Raw genomic sequence first — 23,280 nt, forward strand, 5'->3', positions numbered from 1 at the left:
CCGGTTCGGGCTCTTGAGGCTGGACGAGCTCGACTTCGACCTCGGGCAGTACGTCGCGCGGCCCCAGCTCGAGCTGCGGCAGGGGCAGATCGACAGGCCGGGCGGGAACAACCTCCACCGCGGCTTCCGGCCTCACCTCCTGCTCGAGCGGCGCAGCCAGTTCGACCTCGGCCTGAGGCAGCGCGACCTCCAAACGGCTGGGCTCGAGCAGAACAGCGACTGACGCCACCGGCTCGGCGGCCTCTTCGACCGCGAGGGGCTGAGGCGGGCTGGGCGCTATCGCCACCACCGGGTCCGGCGCCTCAAGCTCGGCACGCTCGGGCTCCGCAAGCTCGGGCTCCTCAACCACGGGCAGCGGTTCCGGCGGCGCCACCTCGGCCCTCTCGAGCGGAGGCAGCGGCTCGGCTACAGGCTCAGGGGTCTGTACCTCCAGCGCCTGCACCTCGGGGGCCGGTACATCAGGGGCCGGTAGGGAGGCCTGAGCCGGCACGGGTTCAGGCGGCAGGACCGGCTCGGGAGCCGGCAGCTCCGCGGGCGCCGCCGCGACCTCGGCCGGAGGCACGGGAGGCGTCGGGGTCAGCTCAGGCTCGGCGACAGCAGCCTGCGTTATCCCTGCTGGGGCTATGGCCTCTGGAGCTATGGCCTCTGCAGTCGCAGCCTCCGGGGCCTCGACGACCAGCGGCTCGAGCGCCGCTTCGGCCGGGCCGCTGTCCGCGCCCGGAGGGCCCACGTCGATGACGAAGTAGCCGGGCTGCTCGGCGACCTCCGGCGCCCGGTAGAGGAGCGCGAAGAGGAGCAGGAAGGCCAGGTGCAGAGTGAGCGACAAGAGCAAGGCGCGGCGCCTGTCGGCGTCCCGCCAGAGGCGCGGCAGGTTCCCTACGGAGCTCAGCCGCACGCGTAACGCCTTTCCACACAAGGCCGGGCGGTAGGGCGGCGACGGTTTATACGCTTGTTCATCCGTCCCACAGCGCTAGTTCTGAGTGGCGATGGCGATCTGCTGAGCGCCCGCGGCCTTGATGAGGTCCATCACCCTCACCGCCGTGCCGTGGGGGACGGTGTGGTCGGCGCGCAGGACCACCACGCCCGAGGGCGTCGCCGCCAGGCGCGTTCTCAGCAGGTTTACGAGCTCGCCCTCAGGAACCTCACCGTCCTCAAAAAAGATCACCTGGTCCCTGCTGATCGTCACCGTGGGCACGTCGGCGGGGCTCGCCGCGCCGCTCTGCGCGCTTGGCAGGTCTACCGGCAGGCCCATCTCGGAGGTCACGAAGGTCGTCGTCACCATGAAGAAGATGATCAGCAAAAAGACCACGTCGACCATCGGCGTCAGGTCGAGCGCCAGGTTGCGGCGCAGGCCGGTGTCCTTAAGGCGCCGCGACGGTCTCATAAGGCTCTCTCACTACAGGCTCTCTCACTACCTCGGGAGCGGAGCCGCGCCTGCTCTCGCGCCTCGAGGCGATCTGGGCGACCATGCCCATGAGCTCCTCGCGGCGGCGGTCGATCTCCAAAAAGATGCGGTCCACCTTGCTCGACAGGTAGTTGTGGCCGATCAGGGCCGGAATCGCCACGATGAGCCCGGCGGCCGTGGTGACGAGCGCCTGGCCGATGCCGCCCGCCAGCGTGGCCGCGTTGCCGACGCCCGACACGCTGATCTGGCCAAAGGCGATGATCATCCCCGTCACGGTCCCCAACAGACCCAACAGCGGCGCGATCTGCGCAATGGTCGAGAGCGCGCGCAAACCCTGCGTCAGGCTCTGCTCCTCCTCCAAGGACGCCTCCCCAAAGGCCGCCTCGACCGCCGCCTTGCCGTAGGGAAGCCGTGACAGCGCCCCGTGAAGAACGCGCGCCACCGGCCCGCCGTGGTCCTCGCAGGAGATGAGCGCAAGCTCTAGGTTGCGCTCGCGCAGGGCCTCGCCCACCCTGACCATGAGCGCGTCGGCGCGGACGCGCTCCCTGGACAGCTTGAGGAGGCGCTCGAAAAAGACGTAGAGCGCGTAGAGCGAAATAACCAGGATGATGACGAGAACCGGCCCGCCGCTGAGGAGAAGATCCATAACCGCAGCCACTCTAGCAAACCCTGCTTGAGGGTGATGAGAGATAGGTAGCTCGAGCGCCTTGTGCCGCTCTCACTCTCCTGTTCTTTGCGGGCCCAGCGACTCAGCCGGTATTCCTCATGCCTGCCGACACCCCGGTCAGGCTGACCAGGACGGCATACTCGAGCCTCTCCCGCTCAGGGCTCGGCATCAACAGATATAGACATTACCTCGATGACTGATGTATCCTTGGGGTGATGATCGGGAACTGCGTAGCGGGCCCCGGTCACTTTTTTGGCAGGACCACCAGACCGGCTCCTGACCAGGAGCCGTGACGCTTGCGGAATTTCGAGGCAATAATCTGCCAGTCCTCGTAGGCTCTCTTGCCCATCACATAGCGCCCGATAGGTGATACGACCAGATCTGCAAGCTGCAACCCGGCAATATTCTCATGCTTGTTCCCGATGTCCAGTGAAGCGATGCACCTGCTAATCCGCGAACCACGAAGGAAGCGGGTGCCCTGAAGCTGGACGTTCCGCCAGGCAAGTTGAAGCTGCTCGTCTAAAGGGTATCCACGAGCTTCGACAACGACGCGGCCCGGCGTTTCATCACCAAGGGACATACAGAAGCGCTCGACGACAACATCCAAGCTCAGCATGTAAGGATCAAGTGCTGCCAGACCATAACGGGCCAAGTGCTCATCTTTGCGAATGGCGCAGGCAACAACCTCATAGTTCCAATTACGCATGAGCGCATTTAGGCGGACGTAGAACGCTTGCCTGAAGGCGGCATCCTTCAGCCCTTCAAAACCTCGACGGTTACGTGTCAGATCGGAGGTGTGGAGGATCAGCGTCTCGGTACCAAAAAGCTCACGTTTAAAGGCGTCGAGTTCGGGTTGAATGACCTGAAGCGCATAGGCCTCGTCAACGATCACACCTCCCAGGACGAACATGGGATAACTTGGGTCTATTTTTATCAGGCTGTGGTCACCCGACTCATCAAGATAGAGTACCTTCACACCTGCTAGCCGGTATTCCGCATCCCCGCCGACACCCCGGTCAGGCTGACCAGGACGGCGTACTCGAGCTCCTCCCGCTCCGGGCTCTCGGCCGGCAGCTTGCGCAGGCGGCCCAGCAGCTCGACCTGCAGGTAGGAAATCGGGTCCACGTAGGGGTTGCGCAGGTCGATGGCGCGCGCCAAGGTGCCGTCACTCTCCAAGAGCGGCTTGCCCGTCGCCGCCGACACGGCCGCCACGCTGCGCGCGTGCTCGTCCCTGACCCTGGTCCAGAAGCGCTCGCGTAGCGCCTCGTCGGGCACCAGCATGGTATAGGCCTCGAAGATGCGCAGGTCGGCCTTGGCCAGGCTCATCTGCGCGAAGTCGGTGATGACCCTGAAAAAGGGCCAGCCCCCGTACATCTCGGCGAGCAGCCCGCCGTCGAGGCGGGCTAGACCGGTGCCGAAGCCGTACCAACCGGGCAGGTTGGCGCGGCACTGGGTCCAGGAAAAGACCCAGGGGATGGCGCGCAAGGAGGAGAGCGTTCTCTCGCCGCCGCGCCTGGCGGGCCGTGAGCCGATGTTGAGCCTCGAGATCTCCTCGATGGGCGTGACGCTGTGGTAGAAGTCGAGAAAGCCGGGGTCCTCCAAAAAGTCGCGGTAGAGCCCGCGCGAGGCTTTGGCCGCCCCCTCGAGCGCCTCCCGGTAGCCTTGCGGCACCTCGGACACGCCGCCGCGCGCGTCGCGCGCCGAGGAGAGGATAAAGGCGTGAACGACCTGCTCGAGGTGCCGGTGGGCCAGGTCGGGGTCGGCGTAGCGGTCGCTCATCGCCTCGCCCTGCTCGGTGAGGCGCATCCGTCCGCCCAGGGAGCCCGGCGGCTGAGCCAGGATCGCCTGGCCCGCCGGTCCGCCGCCCCGGCCGATGCTGGTGCCCCGGCCGTGAAAGAGCCTGAGCGGCACCCCGGCCTCCCGGCAGACCGCGGCGATGTGCTCCTGCGCCTGGTAGAGCGCCCAGTTGGCCGCCAGGAAGCCCGCATCCTTGTTCGAGTCGGAGTAGCCGATCATCACCTCCTGCACCCCGCGCCGCCTGACGTGCTCGAGGTAGCTCGGCAGGCCGAAAAGCCTCTCCAAAACACCGGGGGCGTTCTCGAGGTCGGTGACCGTCTCGAACAGCGGCGTGGCGTCCAACTCCCTGACCCCCGCCTGCTTGGCGAGGACGAGCACCTCGAGCACGTCCGAGACGCCCTCGGTCATCGAGACGATGTAGGAGCCCGTCGCCTCCTCGCCCTTGCTGCGCTGGACGCCCCGGAAGACCTCGAGGAAAAGGAGCGCCCGCCGCGTCTCCTCCCCTAGCAGCGCGTCCGGCGGCGCCAAGGGCCGGGGCGAGGCGAGCTCCGCGGCCAGCAGGGCGATGCGCGCCTCCTCGTCCAGTTCGGCGTAGCCTCCGAGGCCCGCGAAGCGCAAGAGGTCGGCCACCGCCTCCTCGTGCTTTTTAGCGTGCTCGCGCAGGTCCAAGGCGGCCAGGTGAAAGCCGAAGGAGGCGGCGCGGTAGCGGACCGGCCGCACAAAGGCGTCCGCGACGCGCCTTCCCTGGCCCAGGCGCAGGGTCTCCTCGATGAGGCCCAGGTCGCGCCCGTAGCCCGCCGAGCCGCCGCGGTAGAGGCCGTCTTCGCCCGCCAGCTCCGCCTGGAGCGCGCCGTGCATATAAAAGAGCTTGCGGCGGTAGGGCTCGCCCGCGAAGCGCGGGGCCAGCCCGGCCCCCTCCTCGAGCGCGGCGAGGTCGTCGCGGAAGCTCTGCGTCAGGGACACCCGCGCCTCCCACTGCGAGAGGCGCTGGACCAGGCTGTCTATGTCGGCGAGGTGCGCCCCCAGGGCCAGCTGCGACTGAAGCCGGTAGGCCTCGGCGGTGACCTCCGGGGTGACGTTGGGGTTGCCGTCGCGGTCACCGCCGATCCAGGAGCGGAACCTCATGACGGGGGTCAGCGCGCGCGCGGGTTTCCGGCCGTAGTAGACCTCGAGGGCGCGCTCGAGGTCGAGCATCAGCCGGGGCAGCGTAGCGAGAATCGAGCGGCGAAAGTAGTAGAGCGCCGACTTGACTTCGTCCAGAACGGTAGGCTTCTCCGCGACCAGCTCGCGGGTCTGCCACAGGCTGGCGATCTCGGCGTGGATAGCCTCCTCGAGCGCCCCCCGCTCCTGCGGCAAAAGGACGCGCTCCGAGAGTTCACGCAGGGCCGAGCCGACGCGCTCGAGCTTGAGCCTGACGGTGTAGCGCTTGACCTCGGTGGGGTGCGCGGTCAAGGTGAGGCCGATGTCCAAGCCTTCGATAAAGCGCCGCGCTTCGCTGTAGCTCCAGCCCTCGTCCTTGAGCGCCTTGACCGCCGCCGCCACCGTCTCGCGGCGCGGCGCGTCCTTGGTGGCCTGACCCTCGCGCAATCTGTTCACGCGCACCCGGTGGATCTCCTCGGCCACGTTGATGAGCTGGAAGTAGACAGTAAAGGCCCGCAACAAGCCCTCGGCTTCGCTCAGACTGAGTCCGGCGATCAGCGCTCTCAGCCGCCCCCGCGCCGCCGCGTCCTCGGGCTCGGCGCGCAGGTGCTTGGTGAGGCTCCGCACCTCCTCGACGAGATCGAAGAGGCGCCTGCCAGAAAGCTCCTGCAAGACCGTCCCCAGCGCCCGGCCCAAAAAGTCCACATCGGCCTTGAGCTGGTCGAAAGCCTCCTCGTTACGCTCACCTTGCCCGCTCATAGACCCGTGGGACATGCTCGCCTCCAAAACAATCGAAAATTGAAGATTCAAGATTGAACATTGAAAATCAGCCCGCAATCTTCAATGTTTAATTTTCAATCTTTAATCGCCCTTTTGCCACTGCACCCGCTCGATGCTCTTGGCCCGGTTGCCGCTGAGCTCGAGCACCACCCCATGAAGCGTGCCCGGCCCTTCCGACGGCTTGTAACGCTTGGGCAGGCGCGTCACGAAGCGGTAGTGGACCTCCTCGAAGCGCAGGCCGATGGCCGAGTCCTGCGCGCCCGTCATGCCCACGTCGGTGATATAGGCGGTGCCGCCGCTGATCCCCTCGTCAGCCGTCTGCACGTGGGTGTGGGTGCCGACGACCGCCGCGACGCGCCCGGCCAAGTGGTAGCCCATCACCTTCTTCTCGCTCGTCGCCTCGGCGTGAAAGTCCACCACGACGGTCTCGCCAGTGGCGGTCTCGAGCAGGCCGTCGAGCGCTCTAAAGGGGCAGTCGAGCGGGTCCATGAAGATGCGGCCCATCGCGCAGGCCACCGTCACGCGCTCGCCCGTGCGCGCCGTAAAGGAGGCGTAGCCCAGGCCCGGCGTGCCCGGCGGGTAGTTGAGCGGGCGCAAGAGCCGCGGCGTCTCCTCGACGAGTTCCAGAGCCTCGCGGTTGTCCCAGGCGTGGTTGCCGAGTGTGACCACGTCGATACCGGCGGCGATCATCTGCGAAAAGTGCTTGCGGGTGATGCCGAAGCCCCCGGCGGCGTTCTCACCGTTGGCGATGATGAAGTCGAAGTCGCTCCGGTAACGCCCCAGGTAGTCTTGCATCACCTCGAGGCCCGGTTTGTCGCAGATGTCGCCGATGAAGAGAACGCGCATAAGAAAGGATAACAGGACCAAGGAAAATTATCCGAATCTAGCTGGCGCTAGTTTTCCTGAGCCTTTGCTATCTCGTCTAGCGTTTCCCGAATGATCTTTAGCCATCTATCCTTTACGGCCAACACCTCGGAGATAGTGAGATAGCGATCTCCTATTTTTACTGTCCACCAAAAGCGGTTCTCAATCTTGTAAATAAAGCCCTCATCGAAAAGCTCGGCCAACCGACTTAGATAGCTTTCACCAATTTGCGGATAGCCCTCGATATCCCTGAGATGATTACGAAAGTCACCCTGGACGCGAAAAACACCAAAATTGAAGTCGAAAAGTTGAGACTTCAGTTTCAGCGAGTTCTGACCTGGCTCGACGTATAAGCCAATATCTCTTGCCTCATCAAGAAAGGACCTCAATTCGTTGGCCGTTTGTTCATCTGCGTGAAGGTCTTCAAAAAATACCTGCTCGCTAATCTTTGTTCGTTTAGTACCAGCAACGGCCTCAGTCCTTGCTTCAGTTGGGACTTCCGCCGTTATTTGACCGTCTTCAATCCGCACAACAGCCCGCTCGATTTCAACGGTTTGTGTGATAACTCTTGGCTGTATGAAATAGCTTGAATTGGCGTGATTCGGCAGCTTGAAAATACCGAGTTCAACCAACGCAAAACTGAAATTCAAATGGGCGTGCTGCTGCAAAAAGTCGGCGATCTGCTCAACATTTTTTCGTATGCCGTCACCAACAATCAAAAGCAAAAAGCGACCCCGGCGCAAGTTGCGTGACACGCTATCTACAAAATCGCTCTCGTCAATTTCTTCAGTTCTCTCGGAGACCAACTTGTATAGCGACTGCTGACCGCCTTCTTGGGCTCCACTGATTGCTTTTTGTAAATCAGCGTAACTCCACCTACTTACTTCTTTGGCGTAATCCAAAATCTGCCCTACAACTTCCCGCCGCGCTTCCGGGTTCTGCCACAGTTTGCACTCAACGAGTGTTAATAAACCCGTCTGATTGATGAACAACATGTCAACAGGGCCAACCTTTGTTCTCAACTCCCGACATACAGGTATCAAGGGACCAAAGACAGGCTCGATCTCATAGATGGGCATGGCTTGATGGTGAGTGAAGATAAAGTTCTGCACCCATTTCTCATTAAATATGCCTGTAACTGGTTCTAAGCGGTGAACTCGATCTTCACTTATGACGTAGGGTATGCCATGCTGTCGGCTCATAATTTCATTCTCTCCCTATTTTGCTTGCCTCTTCTGTACGTCGCACCACTCGAGCCAATTCTCCTCCGCCAGCCCTACAGAAAGCTTGTTGTCCACCCTCACTAGCGGCTGCACCATCAGGCTGGGATCGTCCAAGAGCTTTTGCATCATCGCCTCGTCGGGAACGCGCATGTACTGAAGCCCCTGCCTCCTATAGGCCTTGCCCTCTTGGTCGATGAGCGCGCTTAAGCCGAACCTCCGCACGAAGCGCCCAAACTCGCCCGGCGCCATGGGCCGCTGCGCGAGGTCCACGAAGTGAGGCCTATAGCCGCGCTCCTTGAAAAACCTCAGCGCCTTTTTGGTATCCTGTGATTTGCTAGTGCCGAAAATCTGCACGTTCATGGGGTCCACGTTCATGGGGTCATTGTACCCAGTGCCTCGGTAGCCGGTGCCTCAGCGGTGGAGCCGGGCGCGCACAAGTTTAGCAATTATTTCTTCCTCTTCTTGAGTGGCTCACGTCACGCGACACCTTCCCTCTCCGCCAGGCGCTGGACGGCTCTGACAATCCTGCGCACGTCTCTCAGGCTCTTCTCATCGGCCAGGACGAGGAGCCTGTCCCTTTCCTCCACAGTGGTCGCTCCCCGAGGAACGATAAAGGTGTCGCCGCGGCTGATGAGGACAACCAGCGCCCCTTCAGGTAGCCCCAGCTTGACGATGGTCCTGCCGGCAGCGGGTGAGCCTTCCGGCACTTCGACCTCCACAAGCTCGCTGCTGATGTTTGCCATCTGCTCGAACTCGAGGGGGTAACGCCGCCTCTCGACGAGCGGCGCGTCCACCTCGAGCCACCTGGCGACGAAAGGCATCAACGGACCCTGCAGGAGGACGGACGTCAGCACGATGAAAAAGACCAGGTTGAAGATGAGCTCGGCTTGTGCGACGCCGGCGATCAGCGGGAACGTCGCCAGAATGATGGGCACGGCGCCCCGCAAGCCCACCCAGGAGATGATGGTCATTTCCCTCACGGTCATCTTTGCCAACAAGGTGGTGAAGACACCCAGAGGTCGCGCGATAAAAATCAGGAACAGCGAGAGCAGCAGGCCAACCCACACGACCGACAAGAGCTGCGAGGGAAACACCAGGAGACCAAGCGTGAGGAACATGGCTATTTGCATCAGCCAGGCGAGGCCGTCGTGGAAGCGCGCGATGCTCCTCTTGTGAATGAAGTCGTAATTGCCCATCACCAGACCCGCGATGTAAACCGCCAGGAAGCCATTGCCGCCAATCAAGGGCGTGAGGCCGTAGACGACCATCACCACCGACAGGGTGAACACCGGGTAGAGGCCGTCATACCCCAAGTCGATCCGGTTGATGCCCCACACCACCAGCCTGCCCAGCAGGTAACCGAGCAGGCCGCCCAGGAGCATCTGCTGGAAGAACATGGGCACCAAGCTCAAAACGGAGGCGTCGGGCTCGGTGAGCAGCGTGATGAAGCCAACCGTCAGGAAGATGGCCATGGGGTCGTTGCTGCCGGACTCGAACTCGAGGGTGCGCTTGATCCGTTCCTGCAGGCCGGTGCTGCGCGACCTCATCACCGCAAACACCGCCGCGGCGTCCGTGGACGACACGATGGCGCCCAGCAGGAGGCCCTCGAGGAGTGAAAAATCGAGAAGGACCATAGCGACAAGACCAACGCTGATAGCCGTGATGAAGACCGCCACCGTTGACAGACCCAACCCCGCCCAGAGGACCGGGCGCACGCTCTGCCAGTTCGTGTCGAGGCCACCCGAGAAGAGGATGAAGGCCAGCGCCACTACGCCCAAGGACTGAGCCAATTGCGGGTTGTCGAAATCAAGCCCGCCCACGCCTTCAGAGCCCGCCAGGATGCCGATCACCAGGAAAAGGACCAGGGAGGGCACGCCCAGCCTGCCGGAAGCTTTGCTCGCCAGGATACTGAGGAGCAGCAAGATGCCCGTGCCCGCCAGGATGAACTCGATCGAAATCACAAACTCAATGCCTTCTCACGCGGGTCGCCCGCGCGTCTGCCGTTCACGATAGGTCCCTGTGCTGGCCGCTTCGCCTGGAGGACGGCTCACGCAATCAGCCCGCCGATGATCGCCGCCACCCGGCGCGCTTCGTCGTCATTGAGCGTGACCATCGGTATGCGCCCCTCGGGATTGTCAGGTGAGACGCCGTAGAGTTCGCGCGTCCCATCATCATGGAGGACGATCAAAGGTGTCACCGCGGCGGGTCTCGATCTCGAACTTGCGGCCGATGCCGGGCAGAGGTGATTCTTGAACTTTGAGCGTCACGGCGTTTCCTCCTAGCAGTAAAGTAAGGTTGCCTTTCTAATTATGCCTCATGTTACCAAGATTCCCTTTGCGGAAAGCCTCAGCCAAAGCCAGCGGCACTTCGGCTTCGGCCTCGACTACCTTGGCGCGCATCTCCTCGACCTTGGCCCGGTTCTCCTGCTCGCTCGCCACGGCCATCGCCCTGCGCTCCTCGGCTTTAGCCTGTGCCACGCGCTTGTCGGCCTCAGCCTGGTCCGTCTGCAGAATCGCGCCGATGTTCTTGCCGACATTGATGTCGGCGATGTCGATGGAGAGGATCTCAAAGGCGGTGCCGGAGTCGAGGCCCTTGTGGAGCACCGCTTTCGAGATGATTTCAGGGCTCTCCAAGACGGCCTTATGGGTTATCGAGCCACCAATCGAGGAGACGACGCCCTCACCAACCCGGGCCATGATGGTCTCCTCGCCCGCACCCCCGACCAGGCGCTCGAGGTTGGCCCGCACGGTGACTCGCGCCGTGCAGATGAGCTGGATGCCGTCCTTGGCGACCGCGGCCACGTCGGGAGTCTGGATGACCCTGGGATTGACGGAGAGCTTGACCGCGTCGAGCACGTCCCGGCCTGCTAGGTCGATGGCGGCGGCGCGGTCAAAGGGCAAGGCGATGCGCGCCTTGTCGGCGGCGATGAGCGCGTCCACCACGCGGTTGACGTTGCCGCCGGCTAGGTAGTGGGCCTCCAGTTCATCTTGATTGACCTCGATGCCTGCCTTGTCGGCTTTGATGAGCGGCAGGATGATCTGGTGCGGTGAGACGCGCCGCAGGCGCATGGCGACCAGGCTGCCCAGGCTGACCTTGACGCCGGCAGCAATCGCTGAAATCCAGAGTCCAACGGGAATAAAGCTGAAGAGAATGATGAAAAAGAGCAGGCCAGCACCCGCAAAAATCAAGACCACCATGTTCATTCGTGACTCCTCTTTCGTGACTCCTCTATAGTTCGTGACTCCTCTATAGAAGGACTGACTTTCTAATTATCAACCAAAAGGAAGGCCCAAATCCGTCATTCCGGCTGCTGCACCCCTCGCACTGATGGTGATGGGTGGCAAGCGACTAGTGCCTTTGCGGGTGTCTCGGCAGGCTCGAGTACCACGACCTCAGTCACTTCAGGCACGGGAAACGGATACTTGAAACCAGTCTCAGGGATTCAGGGCAGGCAAAAAGCCTGCCCTGAGCAGCCGGTTCTTACGTCGCCTTGTGAGCCAGAGAGCGCTGCGGTTGCCTCTGCCGGTTCTTGAACCACACGATCATCGGCGCCATGATGAAGATGCTCGAGTAAACACCAAAGCCGATACCGAGTAGGAGCGTCAGGCTAAAGTCACGCAGCACGCTGCCCCCGAAAAGGAACAAGGCAAGAACCGGGAGGAGGGTCGTGAAGGAGGTCATCACCGTGCGGGAAAGCGTCTGGTTCACAGCCAGGTTGATGATGTCAGCGTAACTGGCTCCGCGGGTGGTCCTGAGGTTCTCGCGGATGCGGTCCGCAATGACAATCGAGTCGTTAAGCGAGTACCCCACAACGAAAAGGAGTGCCGCTAAGACGGGGATGCTGAACTCCGCGCCTGTGAGCGCAAGCACACCCAGCACGAGGCCGACATCATGCGCTGTGGTAATGACTGTCGAGATCGCGACGATCCAGTTGGGCCAGAAGCGAAAGCCGAGGTAAGCGAGAACCAGGCCGAAGGAGACGAGCATGGCGAGCCACGCTCCCGTGCGCAGCTCCTCGCCGATCGCAGGCCCAACGAAGTCGCTTTGCAGCACGCTGCTCCCAGCTACGGCTGCACTCAAGCGAGCTGGGAACGACTCCCCTTGAGCCCCCAGCGTACCCACCCGGACTGACACCTCCTTGCCGGAGGTGGTGGCGTCTTGCACCTCCTGAACCGTCGCACTAGCCCCCGTAAGGCCCGCGTAGTCCAGGCCGTCGATTGCTGAACGGACCTCGTCAACCGTAACGCTCTCAGGGACATTCAGCAGAACCGTAGTGCCGCCGCTGAAATCGGTGGAAAAGCGAAAGCCTACCGTCAGGACCAGCACCAGTGAAGCCACGGCGAGCAAGCCGGAGATGCTCATGGTGACTGGCGCCAGTTTGAGGAAGCCAAAGCTCGGAGTTCTGAAGCCTTGGAGCATGAGGGGACGCTTGAAGCGGTAAGTCAGCACATCAAGCATGAAGGGCACCACGACGGTGTTAACGAAGACCGAGGCGATGATGCCGATAGCCAGCGTGATAGCAAACCCCCGCACCGGGCCGCTCGTGTACTGGTAGAGGGCAGCTGCCGCGAAGAGCGTGGTGACGTTCGCGTCGATGATGGCGGATAGCGAGTTCTGAAAGCCGCTCCTCATGGCGAGACGCAAGCTTTTCCCTGCCCGCAGTTCCTCCTTGATGCGCTCAAAGGAGATGACGTTGCCGTCGACCGCCGCACCGATGGTGAGAACCAAGCCCGCTAAACCAGGCAAGGTGAGGACCGCACCCAGTCCCGCTAGGACCCCGAAAATCAGCAGCATCACGTAAGCCAGGCTGAGGGACAAGACGCCGCCGAAGAGAGGCCCATAGTAAAGCAGGATGGTTACGACGACCGCGAGAGTGCCGATCGCCCCCGCGACGAGCCCGGCACGAATCGAGTCAGCGCCAAGCGTCGGCCCGATGCTGCGCGTCTCCTCGACCTGAAGTGAAATCGGTAGGCTGCCACTGCGGAGGACCAGCGCCAGGTCACTGGCCTCGTTGAGGTCCGCCATGCCGCTAATCTGACCCTGGTCACTGATGCGGCTCTGGATGGTCGGAGCGCTGACGACATTGCCGTCCAGCACGATGGCCATCCGGCGGCCGACGTTGGCGGCGGTGAAGTCACCGAACTCTTGCGCAAACTCGCTCCCAACCTCGAAGCCCACGATAGCCCCGCCCATCACCGCGCCGGACGAGCTGCGGTTGAAGTCAGCGTGGGCGCTGCGCAGGATCTCACCGGTGAACGCAGCAGGCTCGAGGGCTGCCTCGGTGAGCGGCTCGCTGGCCTCGGGCCTCACCAGCCGGAACTCGAGCACCGCCTGCTGGCCAATCAGGTCAAGCGCCCGCTGGGTGTCGCCTGTGGTGAGGCCCGGTAGTTCGACTACGATGCGGTTGTCGCCGCTTGTTTGGATGAGGGGTTCAGCCACCCCAAAGGCGTTGATGCGGTTTTCTATGACGGTGCGTGCCCCTTGCAGGTCCTCACGGAGCGGGGTGCCCTCCGAAGCCTGCAGGACAACCCGCAGACCGCCCTTGAGGTCGAGACCAAGGTTGATTCGTGCTTCTTCAGCGGCACGCCACGGCTGCCACAGGTAAAGAAAGGAAACAAAGAGCATTAACAGGACGAGCAGTCCTGTAGCGGAACGTCGGTTCATGGTCTTCTCCAACTGCTAGTGAAGGTTTGATGATACGCAACGCGTCAGGCGTTGCTTCCAGATTACTAAGCTATGACCCAGCGTGGTGGGACAGTCAGCTTGGGTTATCCGCCTTCGAGTTGGAGCTTGCGAGTCAGATAAAGCAGATGAGGTGAACTGACGGCAGGTGTCAGGGCAGCATACAGCGCGCGCTGCGCCATGTACCTTTGTCGCAACAACCACGCCAGGACCGTCAGAAGTAGCAATGGGCCGACCAGCTCTCGAGCCGTGAGGGGCTTTAGGGTCTGGGTGACGGGCTGTTGAAGAACGCGTGGACTGTCCACGTGAGGCTGACCGAAGGAAGCCCGCTCGCCAGAGAGATCAACCTTGGGTAAGACGGGAACACCAGGCACGAGACTCAAAAGAACGATGATCAACACGAGGTTGATAAGTGGTCGTGGCTGGGACGTCTGTAACACCAGCATTATCCTACGGTAAGTCGTGACGTTTGGCTAGCGTCCACAGCACGGCCTGTTCCCCTAGACTGAAGTTCTTGGGGCAAAATCCTTGTTCTTCCCTCCAACACGACAATACTTGCAAAAGCCTTGGCAAAGTGCAGCCATGTAAACGACCCTATTTCGCTGGCCTTGTTATATCGTGTTATTGCAAGGTGCATGGTTTTCACGCAAAGCATAGAAGAGAAAAGCACGGGCGGCAAGCCAGCTCTAGCCCTTAGAGCCTTTTCGAGTGTCGACAGAGCCGTGCATTCTTAAAACACTCACATAGCCCCTTGGCGACGTGCTTTGTGCTGTTTTTCGTGCTAGGAACTTCAGGCTAAGCCATAGAGGAACCGTCGCCACTGTCTGTCCCGCATGCTCAACCATCTATTTCCTGCTCATACTCACGCTTGTCCTGTTTATAGGCTGAACCTCCCGTTGCTTTACCACCTCCTTGCGTCTGCATCGCCGGCGGCTTCCCCAGCACTCCCTGAAGCAGGGTGTAGATGCGCCTCGATTCTTTGGTGAGGAGCGGCCCCAGGATAGCTAGAATGAGGACGTAGAGCGCCGCGAAAGGTTGGAGGATAGGTAGTAATCCCCCAGCCAGGGCGAGGTTCGCCATGATGATGGAAAACTCTCCGCGCGACATGATGGTCAGGCCGATGTTGGTCGACGCCCTAGGGGATAAGCCGGCGCTGCGGCCCGCCAGCATGCCCGCGCTAAAGTTCCCGATGATGGTCAGCAGCACCGCGATGAGGGCGGGCAAGAACGCCCCACCGAGCAGGGTGGGGTTGATGCTCAGGCCGAAACTGAAGAAGAAGATAGCCCCGAAGAAATCCCTGAAGGGCAAGATGACGCTCTCGATGCGCTGACGGTACGAGGTCTCCGCCAGCACCAGGCCCACCAGTAAGGCGCCGATGGCCTCCGCAACGTGGATGGTCTCACCAAAACCGGCGATGAGCAAGAGAGCCGCGAAGATGGCGAACATGAACACTTCATCCGAAGCGATGTCAAGCAAGCGGTTGAGCCAAGGCACCAAGCTCCTACCGACGACCAAAAAGGTCAGCATGAAACCAAGCGCCAGGGCAGCGGAGGTCAGCACCCCCACAAAAGAGGTCGCGCCGGACAGGACCAGGCCGGACACGACGGAGAGGTACACCGCCAAGAACACGTCCTCGAACATGATGATGCCTAAAATCATGTCCGTCTCGGGGTTGGCGGTGCGCTTGAGTTCGACCAGAACCTTGGCGACGATGGCGCTGGACGAGATGGTGATGATGCCCGCCGCCACCAGGACCTCCTGCAGCGGCCAAGCCATGAGGAAACCGAACAGCAGACCGATGGTCAAATTGATGCTGATATAGATGCTGCCGCCCACGGCGATGGAGCGCCCGGCCTTGATGAGCCTGCCGACGGAAAACTCCAAACCCAGGTAAAAGAGCAGGAACAAGACGCCCAACTGCCCCAGGAAGTTGATGAACGGTGCGGCGTACTCGAATTGCAGGTTGAAGGGACCCAGCGCGGGAACGTGCGAGCCCATCACCATGCCGATGAGGATGAGAAAGGGAACCGAGGAGAAGCGGAGCCGGTTGGCTAGCAAAATGGCGCCAAGCACCAGCGCCAGTGCCAGGCCGACCTCGAGGGTGACGTGAGCCAGTTGCTCCATAAAGAGCCTTAGGCGTTGCTGTTGATGAGCTGCTTAAAGGCCCTCACCTGTCTGCGGTCACCCGCAACGACGAGCGTGACATCCGCGCGCAGGCTTTGGTGCGGACCAGGGCTGATGATGGTCTCGTCGCCCTCTACAATGGCGATGATGTTCGCGCCCGTCGTCTCGCGCACGCCAAGCTCGGCAATCGTCTTACCACTCGCCGGGGACCCTGGATGGACCTTGATCCACTCGATGAGCAGGTCCTGCAGCTCGAGCTCGGTAGACTCCAGGGCTTTGGGCTGGTAACTCATGCCGCCGATGATGCCGGCGAGCTGCCGGGCCTCCTGGTCGCTCAGGCTTATCATGGAGATGCTCTCGTCAGGGTTACCGTGATAGAAGTGGTAAAGCTCGCGCTTGCCGTCATCGTGGACCACCACCACGAGTTTGTCACCGCTGCGCGTGACGAGCTGAAACTTCCGGCCGATGCCCGGCAGGTCCGACTCCTGAAAGGTTGATGCCATAAATACTCCTTTTCTTTGCTTTAGGAATAACTGACTTCCTACCCGGCAAATCTACCGCACTTACTTAGAGAAGGCTTTGAAAAACCCCTTCTGACAGACTGGATAGTTGAAGCCGTCTCGCTTATGGTGAAACTTCAGAAGACGGCAACGCCAGGCACAAGACTTAAAAGCAAGATGACCATCAAAAGGTTGATGAGCGGTCTTGGCTGGGATGCCTGTGTCACGAGCTAAGGCAGCGTCGTGAGTTTGGCTGGTGCTTGGAGGTCCGTCGTTGGGGTTGCAGCTTTCGCGTGCTGGAGGCGGGTTCAACCGTGATAGTGCAGCCGCAGCGCCTACAACGGCCAAAAGAGGAGAAGCAGCGGGACGCTTACCAGCACGATGAGAATTTCCAGCGGCAAGCCCATGCGCCAGTAATCACTGAACTTGTACCCACCGGGCCCCATCACCAGCGTGTTGGACTGGTGGCCTATGGGGGTGAGAAAGGCGCAGGAAGCGCCGATGGCAACCGCCATCAAGAAGGGGTCTGCGGACACGCCCAAGCCCTGAGCCATACCGATGGCGATGGGCGCCAGCAGGACTGCCGCCGCCGAGTTGTTGATGATGTCCGTGAGACACATGGTGCCGACGAGCAAGAGGGTGAGCGACCACACGGGCGCAAGACCACCCGTGAGCCTCAGCATGCCGTCCGCGAGGAGTTGCGCACCGCCGGTGGTTTCAAGTGCCGTCCCGACCGGGATCATCGCGCCGATGAGCACCAGCACCGACCAGTTGATGCTCTCGTATGTCTCCCTCAAGGAGAGAATCTTGAGGAGCACGATTACCAGAGCCGCCGTGGCCAGGGAGACCTGAGCGGGCAGCAGGCCGGCAATATTCACGGCGATCGCCACGACGAAGATGCTGAGGGTGAGGAAGAGCCGGCGCCTCTGGCCCAAGCGTAGTTCCCGCCGTTGCAAAGGCAAGCAGCCCAGCGCGGGCAAGGCCTCTCGAAAGGTGAGGCTGTCGCCCTGCAAGAGCAGAACGTCGCCCGCCCGGAAGCGGATGCGGTTGAGACGCGCCCTCAGCCGTTCGCCCTGTCGGGAGACCGCCAAGAGGTTCAGGCCGAAGCGCCGCCGCAAGGTGAGGTCCGTGGCCGTTCTGCCCTCCATGAGCGTGCCTGGAGCAACCACCGCTTCAAAAGTGCCTACCTCGTCGGAACCCAGCACCTCTTGGCCCAGGTCTTTGCTGCCGACGAGCCTGAAGCCGGCTGTTTCTGTCAGCGCCTGCAGGGTTTCCGAGTCCGCTTCGACGATCAAGACGTCATCCTCGCGGATAATCTCGAAGGCTGAGGGCGCCAGGATCCGTCGCTTACTACGGATGATACCCACCACGGTCACGTCACTGTCTTTTTTGATCAACCTGCCCAGCTCGCGCAGCGGCTTGCCGGCCAAGGGCGACACTGGGGGCACCTGCACTTCGGTCAGGTAGCCCTTGATGTCAAAGAGATCCTCAGTGGTGGTCCGGCCTTTGCGCTGCGGGATGAGGCGCCAGCCCACGAGAGACATGAACAGCAGCCCCGTCAGCGCGACCCCGACTCCCACCGGTGTAAAGTCGAACATGCGAAATCCCAAACTGCCCGTTTCCCCCCGAAAGGTCGAGATGATGATGTTGGGTGGCGTGCCGATCAAGGTCGTCATGCCGCCGAGCAGCGTCCCGAAGGCTAGGGGCATGAGCAGGACCGACGGTGACAATCCGCTCTTGCGCGCCATGCTGAGGGCGACCGGCAAGAGCAAAGCCAAGGCGCCCACGTTGTTCATGAAGGCAGACAGAAGCGTGGCTAGACCGGAGAGCGCCGCGACCTGAAGGCTCGGACGGTTCGCTACTTTGGACATCCACCCCGCCAGTAGGTCAGCGAGGCCGGCTCTGGTCAAACTGCGACTGATGATGAGCACCGCCGCGACCGTGATGACGGCCGGATGACCAAAGCCGGAGAAAGCTGTCTGGCCGTCTACGACACCCGTTACGGTGACGGTGAGCAACGCCGTCATGGCGACAAGGTCATAACGCCAGCGGCCCCAGATGAACAGGGCGAGCGCGGCTACTAGGGTTCCAAAAACGATGAGTTGCTCGGCCATTGCATCACGCTTACCCTTTTAGCGTCCAAGGCGCCGGAAGCTACCTGAACGCGTTGAGTTGCCAACAGAAGACGCCTCGAGAGTGCCTCTCCCAAGAAGGCGCCTCTAGAGACATTAGCACGGGACGCGAGGACCGCGCCGAGCAGCAAGCCCTGCCCGGAGGTACGGGGGCGTGACGAGCAACGCTACTGTACCTACCAGCTTCTTGAGCTACTAGCTTCTTGTAGGCCTTGCCGTGGGTGTCGATGAGCGCGCTTAAGCCGAACCTCCGCACGAAGCGCCCAAACTCGCCCGGCGCCATGGGCCGCTGCGAGAGGTCCACGAAGTGAGGCCTATAGCGCTCCTTGAAAAACCTCAGCGCCTTTTTGGTATCCTGTGATCTGCTGGTGCCGAAAATCTGCACGTTCATGGGGTCATTGTACCCAGCATCGTACCCAGTGCTTCAGTACCCGGTGCCTCAGCGGTGGAGCCGGGCGAGCAGGTCCAACCTCCACCGGGTCGCGCGGACCTCTTCGGACGCGCTTCCGGCGGACCGAAGCGGCAAGGCAGCACAGCGCGCGCAGCTCAGGCCGCGACGCGTGGCTGGAAGGAGCGGGCTCCAAGGGCGCGCTCTACACGAAAGGAAGGTTGTTTATGATTGGTTCGCTCAAACGACTCTTGCCCCTACTCCTCGTCCCCTGTCTGGGGCTGGCGCTGGCGCAGGGCGCTACCCCGAGCAACGTGCTCTGCATCGCCCCCTCCGACCCGGGCGGCGGCTGGGACTTCACCTGCCGCAGCATCGCCCCGATTCTCAGCGAGCTCGGACTGGTGCAGGGGCAGATCCGCACCCAGAATATGGCGGGCGCGGGCGGCGGCGTCGCCTACGCCCACGTGGTCGGTCAGCAAGAGGGCAACGAGAACCTGATCGTGGCGGCCTCGACCGCGACCACCACCCGCATCGCCCAAGGCCAGTTCACCGGCTTCGACGAGGACGACGTGCGCTGGGTGGCGGCGGTCGGCGCCGACTACGGAGTGATCGCCGTCGCACCTGACAGCCCCTACGATAGCCTCCCCGAACTCATGGACGCCCTTCAGGAGAACCCGGGCAGCGTGACCTTCGTGGGTGGCTCGGCGATCGGCGGTTGGGACCACATCAAGGTGCTTCTCGCCGCGCAGGAAGCCGGCGTCGAGGAGGTCGGCGCTGTTCGCTACGTCTCCTTCTCGAGCGGTGGCCCCGCCATCGTGGAGATTCTGGGAGGTCGCGCCGAGGCCTTTACGGGCGACGTGTCCGAGGCCCTCCCGCAGATCGAGGCCGGCAATCTCAAGGTCTTAGCGGTTCTCTCCGAGGAGCGCCTCGGCGGCCTGCTGGAAGACGTGCCCACCGCCCGGGAGCAGGGACTCGACGTGGTCGGCGCGAACTGGCGCGGCTTCTACGTGCCGGCGGGCGTCTCGGACGAGGTCTACGACTATTGGGTCGAGGCCTTCAGGCAACTCGAGGAGTCCGAAGCGTACGAGGTGCTGCGCGAGAGGAGCGGCCTGGCGGACTTCTGGCGCGGCGGCGAGGAGATGACTCAGTTCGTCTACAACCAGGTCGAGACGATCCGCGAGCTGTCAGCGCAGATCGAAGGCAACTAGGCATCGACCGTGGGGGTGGAAAACCACCCCCACACGGTTTTGGAGGCGTCATGAGCGACCGGGTTACGGCTGCCTTGCTACTCTTGCTGGCCCTTTGGTTTGGCTACGAAGCGTGGAGCTTCCGGGCCACCTTCTTCACCGACCCGGTCGGTGCGCGCGCCGTTCCTCTCGCCATCGCGGTGATCCTTGTGCCCCTGGCTATCTTTTTGTTTGTGCGGGCCCAGCCCACCGCCAAGTGGCCGCCGCGCCAGGTCTGGCCGGCACTGGTTGTCGGGCTCTTGACCTTTGTCGTGTATGCTTATCTTCTCGAGCCGCTCGGCTTCATGCTGGCGACGACCCTCTTTTTCGTCGTGTTCGGAGGCCTTTTCAAGGCCAAACTGTGGCAGGGGGCAGTAGCCGGTATCGGCTTTTCGGTCGCACTTTATATGGTCTTCGTCTGGGGGCTCGATCTCTATCTGCCGGTAGGCGACCTCTTCGAGAGGTTCTTCTAGATGGATGTCCTGCAGTCTCTCATGGGCGGCTTCAGCGTCGCCATGACACCCACCAACCTGTTCGTGGCCTTTATCGGCGTGCTTCTGGGCACCATCATCGGCATGCTGCCGGGGATCGGGCCCATCAACGGCATCGCCATTTTGATTCCCATCACCTTCGCGCTGGGCTTAGAGCCCACCTCGATGCTGATCCTCTTTTCGGGCATCTACTACGGCTCGCAGTACGGCAACTCGATCAGCACCATCTTGCTGAACGTGCCCGGCACCGCCTCGTCGGTCGCCACCGCGCTCGACGGCTATGAGATGTCCAAACAGGGACGCGCGGGGCCGGCCTTGGCCATCTCGGCCATCGCCTCGTTCATCGGCGGAACGCTCTCGGTGGTGGGGCTCATGCTCTTCGCGCCGCTCTTGGCGCAGTGGGCGATTCGCTTCGGGCCCGCCGAATACTTCGTGCTCATCGTCTTCACCTTTTCGACGCTGTCCGCCCTGACCGGCAAGCACTTTGCCAAAGGGCTCATCGCGACGGCTTTCGGGCTGATGCTGGCGATGATCGGGCTCGACCCCGGCACCGGCATTCCCCGTTACACCTTTGGGCAGCTCGCGCTCTACGACGGCCTCGACTTCGTCGTCGTCACCATCGGCTTTTTCGCCGTCTCCGAGGTGTTCATGCTGATCGAAGGGAGCCGCTACGGCCAGGAGACGATGCAGAAGATGGGCCGGGTGATGATCTCCAGCAAAGAGTTCGCTGCTAGTTGGTGGGTGATGATCCGCTCGAGCGTGCTCGGCTTCATGGTCGGAGTTCTTCCCGGCGCGGGGGCAACGATTGCGAGTTTTCTGGCCTACACCGTCGAGCAGCGTCTCGTCGACCGCAAGGGCACCTTCGGCAGCGGTGACATCCGCGGCGTGGCCGCGCCCGAGGCGGCCAACAACGCCTCGGTGTCCGGTGCGCTCATCCCCTTACTTACGCTCGGAGTGCCCGGCAGCGGCACCACCGCCGTGATCCTCGGCGCGCTGCTGGCTCTCAACCTCACGCCGGGACCGCTCTTCATCGCCCGCAACCCCGAACTCTTCTGGGGGCTCGTCGCCTCCATGTACATCGGCAACGTCATGCTCCTTATCCTCAACCTGCCGCTGGTCGGGCTTTTCGTCAAACTCTTGCTGGTCCCGCGCTGGATTTTAGTGCCAGCCGTCGCGACCATCTCTTACGTCGCCGTCTACGCCGTCAACTCCTCGGTCTTCGACCTCATGCTGATGACGGCCTTTGGCGTGGTCGGCTACGCCATGCGCAAGATGGACTTCCCGGTCGCCCCCGTCATCCTGGCGCTGGTGCTCGGCCCGCTGATGGAGGTCAACCTGCGCCGGGCGCTGTCGCTATCCAACGGCGACCCGAGCATCTTGGTGGGCTCGCCACTCGCTATCGGCCTGTGGGTGATGGTCGCTCTCTCGCTGGTCCTGCCCTTCATCACCCGCCGCACCCCCTTGGCCACCGTCTTGCCCGAAGAGGAGGAGCGCGACGACAACACCACCCAGCAAGACTAGCCCACAGGAAAGCGCTGGCAAACAAGCGTCGGCAAACAAAGAAGGGAGTTGAACCTCGAGCCTTGCTAGGCGGCAACTTGGGCCGCGCCTCGTCAGGAAGCCCGAGAAGCGCCGCGGTTCGAGTAGGCGAACGAGACCCTAGCCGAGCGGCGACTCGCCCCGGCCGCTCGAGCCCCCACTGTAGTAGGGATTGGTGCCGCCCGCGTGGTCGGTGCTGTCGACGATGTCCCTGATCTCCGGCACCGCCTCCTTGATCATCACCTCGATGCCCTGCTTGAGGGTCACATCGGCCATGCCGCAGCCCTGGCAGCCTCCGCCCAGGCTGATGTAGGCGACGCCGGCTTCGACGCCGCGCAGGGCGACCTTGCCACCGTGGCCGGCGACGCCGGGGTTGATTTGCTTGTCGATCACGTCCTGAACGGCCTGAGCGACGGGGTCGTCCCAACTGGGGCTCGGGAAGAAGACCCGAAAGCCGCTGGTCATCACGTTCTCGACGAAGTCGACGGTCGCACCCTTGAACTGCCGTGCGCTCATGGGGTCGGTATAGACCGGAAAGCCGCCGCCGTCGAACGTCACGTCGTCCTCTCGAGCATCCTCCGCTTTCATGAGCCAGAGCTTGGGCTCGCCCTGCGTGCCAGCGAGACGCAAGGCGCTCACACCCTGGGCGCGCTGCGCCTCCAAAAACTGTCGAACCCGCGATTTGGCCTTGTCGGTAAAGTTCAGCATCGATCTCATTCTACGCGCGGAGGCGCCGGCTTCATGTCGGCCGGGCCGCGAAGAGTTCGGCTTCGGTAAGGACCGGCCTCAGACCGAGGTCTTTGGCCAGGCGCGCGGCCGGAGGCAGGTCCAGACCCGCCCGCTCGAGCGTGGCCTCGTCGAGCAGGACCTCCCTGGCCGCGCCGCCGCTCAGCCGCCCATCCTCCAGAACGAAGACGCGGTCGGCGAGTTCGGCGACAAGGGCCAGGTCGTGGCTGATGAGGAGCAAGCTCCTGCCGGCCGCGCGCAAGGCCTTGAGGAGCGCCAGCAAATGCCTTTTGCCCCCGTGGTCCAAGCCGCGGCTCGGCTCGTCCAGGACGAGGACCGGCGTCTCCATCGCCAGAACGCTCGCTAAGGCCAGCCAGCGCCTCTCGCTCGGCCGCAGGTCGTAGGGGTGCCCCTCCCTAGAGGTCAGCCGGGTGAGCGCCAGCGCCCGCGCGACGGCCGCCCCCAACCTCTCCCCCCGTCGGCCGAGCTGGCGCGGGCCAAAGGCGACCTCGCGCCGGACGGAGCGCTCGAACAGGCCCCTGTCGGGGTCCTGAAAGAGGTAGCCGACGCGCCGGGCAAGCTCGGCGACGCTCCTC

At 62.6% G+C, this 23,280-nt stretch carries 20 protein-coding genes and 1 pseudogene; 3 read left to right on the forward strand and 18 right to left on the reverse strand.

Translation table 11 applies throughout. The annotated features are described in order from the left end of the window. The 16 genes and pseudogenes from M3498_03395 to M3498_03470 all read right to left on the reverse strand — a co-directional run. The coding region (locus tag M3498_03395; protein MDQ3458341.1) for a hypothetical protein at positions 1-895 on the reverse strand (895 nt) is incomplete at its 3' end. A 75-nt stretch (positions 896-970) separates the two neighbouring features. Then, positions 971-1,384: a biopolymer transporter ExbD gene (locus M3498_03400; GenBank protein MDQ3458342.1), complete on the reverse strand. Its 414-nt coding sequence runs from the start codon at positions 1,382-1,384 to the stop codon at positions 971-973. Next, positions 1,362-2,051 carry a MotA/TolQ/ExbB proton channel family protein gene (locus M3498_03405; GenBank protein ID MDQ3458343.1) on the reverse strand — a complete coding sequence of 230 codons (690 nt, stop codon included), beginning with the start codon at positions 2,049-2,051 and terminating at the stop codon, positions 1,362-1,364. Before M3498_03405 ends, M3498_03400 begins: the two co-directional genes overlap by 23 nt. A gap of 265 nt (positions 2,052-2,316) precedes the next feature. Continuing rightward, the gene (locus M3498_03410; GenBank protein MDQ3458344.1) at positions 2,317-3,048 is read right to left on the reverse strand and encodes a DUF3800 domain-containing protein; all 732 of its coding nucleotides are present in this window, start codon (positions 3,046-3,048) and stop codon (positions 2,317-2,319) included. Between the two features lie 5 nt (positions 3,049-3,053). Next, positions 3,054-5,783, reverse strand: coding sequence for a phosphoenolpyruvate carboxylase (gene ppc / locus M3498_03415; protein ID MDQ3458345.1), 2,730 nt, complete (start codon positions 5,781-5,783; stop codon positions 3,054-3,056). An 87-nt stretch (positions 5,784-5,870) separates the two neighbouring features. After that, positions 5,871-6,635, reverse strand: a complete 765-nt coding sequence (locus M3498_03420) for a YmdB family metallophosphoesterase (GenBank protein ID MDQ3458346.1) — start codon at positions 6,633-6,635, stop codon at positions 5,871-5,873. A gap of 47 nt (positions 6,636-6,682) precedes the next feature. Continuing rightward, positions 6,683-7,765: a hypothetical protein gene (locus M3498_03425; GenBank protein MDQ3458347.1), complete on the reverse strand. Its 1,083-nt coding sequence runs from the start codon at positions 7,763-7,765 to the stop codon at positions 6,683-6,685. 105 nt (positions 7,766-7,870) lie between these two features. Then, positions 7,871-8,251: an arsenate reductase family protein gene (locus M3498_03430; GenBank protein MDQ3458348.1), complete on the reverse strand. Its 381-nt coding sequence runs from the start codon at positions 8,249-8,251 to the stop codon at positions 7,871-7,873. A gap of 101 nt (positions 8,252-8,352) precedes the next feature. Next, positions 8,353-9,837 carry a potassium/proton antiporter gene (locus M3498_03435; protein ID MDQ3458349.1) on the reverse strand — a complete coding sequence of 495 codons (1,485 nt, stop codon included), beginning with the start codon at positions 9,835-9,837 and terminating at the stop codon, positions 8,353-8,355. Between the two features lie 86 nt (positions 9,838-9,923). Beyond that, positions 9,924-10,073, reverse strand: coding sequence for a hypothetical protein (locus tag M3498_03440; GenBank protein ID MDQ3458350.1), 150 nt, complete (start codon positions 10,071-10,073; stop codon positions 9,924-9,926). Between the two features lie 124 nt (positions 10,074-10,197). Beyond that, a pseudogene (floA, locus tag M3498_03445) lies at positions 10,198-11,079 on the reverse strand (flotillin-like protein FloA). Positions 11,080-11,356: 277 nt separating this feature from the next. After that, positions 11,357-13,540 (reverse strand): protein translocase subunit SecD, encoded by a 2,184-nt coding sequence (gene secD, locus M3498_03450; protein MDQ3458351.1) that lies wholly within the window; start codon positions 13,538-13,540, stop codon positions 11,357-11,359. An 855-nt stretch (positions 13,541-14,395) separates the two neighbouring features. Then, positions 14,396-15,673, reverse strand: coding sequence for a cation:proton antiporter (locus tag M3498_03455; protein ID MDQ3458352.1), 1,278 nt, complete (start codon positions 15,671-15,673; stop codon positions 14,396-14,398). 17 nt (positions 15,674-15,690) lie between these two features. Next, positions 15,691-16,185, reverse strand: coding sequence for a cation:proton antiporter regulatory subunit (locus tag M3498_03460; protein ID MDQ3458353.1), 495 nt, complete (start codon positions 16,183-16,185; stop codon positions 15,691-15,693). 332 nt (positions 16,186-16,517) lie between these two features. After that, positions 16,518-18,296, reverse strand: a complete 1,779-nt coding sequence (locus tag M3498_03465; GenBank protein MDQ3458354.1) for an SLC13 family permease — start codon at positions 18,294-18,296, stop codon at positions 16,518-16,520. Positions 18,297-18,336: 40 nt separating this feature from the next. Beyond that, a complete protein-coding gene (locus M3498_03470) occupies positions 18,337-18,705 on the reverse strand; it encodes a hypothetical protein (GenBank protein ID MDQ3458355.1) in 369 nt (122 codons plus the stop codon). A gap of 224 nt (positions 18,706-18,929) precedes the next feature. Between M3498_03470 and M3498_03475 the strand changes: the two genes are divergently transcribed. From M3498_03475 to M3498_03485, 3 genes are read left to right on the forward strand one after another with little or no spacing between them, the layout of a single operon-like run. Next, positions 18,930-19,910 (forward strand): tripartite tricarboxylate transporter substrate-binding protein, encoded by a 981-nt coding sequence (locus M3498_03475; GenBank protein MDQ3458356.1) that lies wholly within the window; start codon positions 18,930-18,932, stop codon positions 19,908-19,910. 50 nt (positions 19,911-19,960) lie between these two features. Then, the gene (locus tag M3498_03480; protein ID MDQ3458357.1) at positions 19,961-20,401 is read left to right on the forward strand and encodes a tripartite tricarboxylate transporter TctB family protein; all 441 of its coding nucleotides are present in this window, start codon (positions 19,961-19,963) and stop codon (positions 20,399-20,401) included. Continuing rightward, complete coding sequence (locus M3498_03485; protein MDQ3458358.1) at positions 20,402-21,940, forward strand: tripartite tricarboxylate transporter permease; 1,539 nt, start codon at positions 20,402-20,404, stop codon at positions 21,938-21,940. Between the two features lie 138 nt (positions 21,941-22,078). On the opposite strand, the gene M3498_03490 is transcribed toward M3498_03485, so the two are convergent. After that, the gene (locus tag M3498_03490) at positions 22,079-22,666 is read right to left on the reverse strand and encodes a NifU family protein (GenBank protein ID MDQ3458359.1); all 588 of its coding nucleotides are present in this window, start codon (positions 22,664-22,666) and stop codon (positions 22,079-22,081) included. Between the two features lie 31 nt (positions 22,667-22,697). Continuing rightward, on the reverse strand, positions 22,698-23,280 hold a 583-nt coding region (locus M3498_03495; GenBank protein ID MDQ3458360.1), incomplete at its 5' end, for an energy-coupling factor ABC transporter ATP-binding protein.

This window comes from Deinococcota bacterium (assembly GCA_030858465.1).
Classification (GTDB): domain Bacteria; phylum Deinococcota; class Deinococci; order Deinococcales; family Trueperaceae; genus JALZLY01.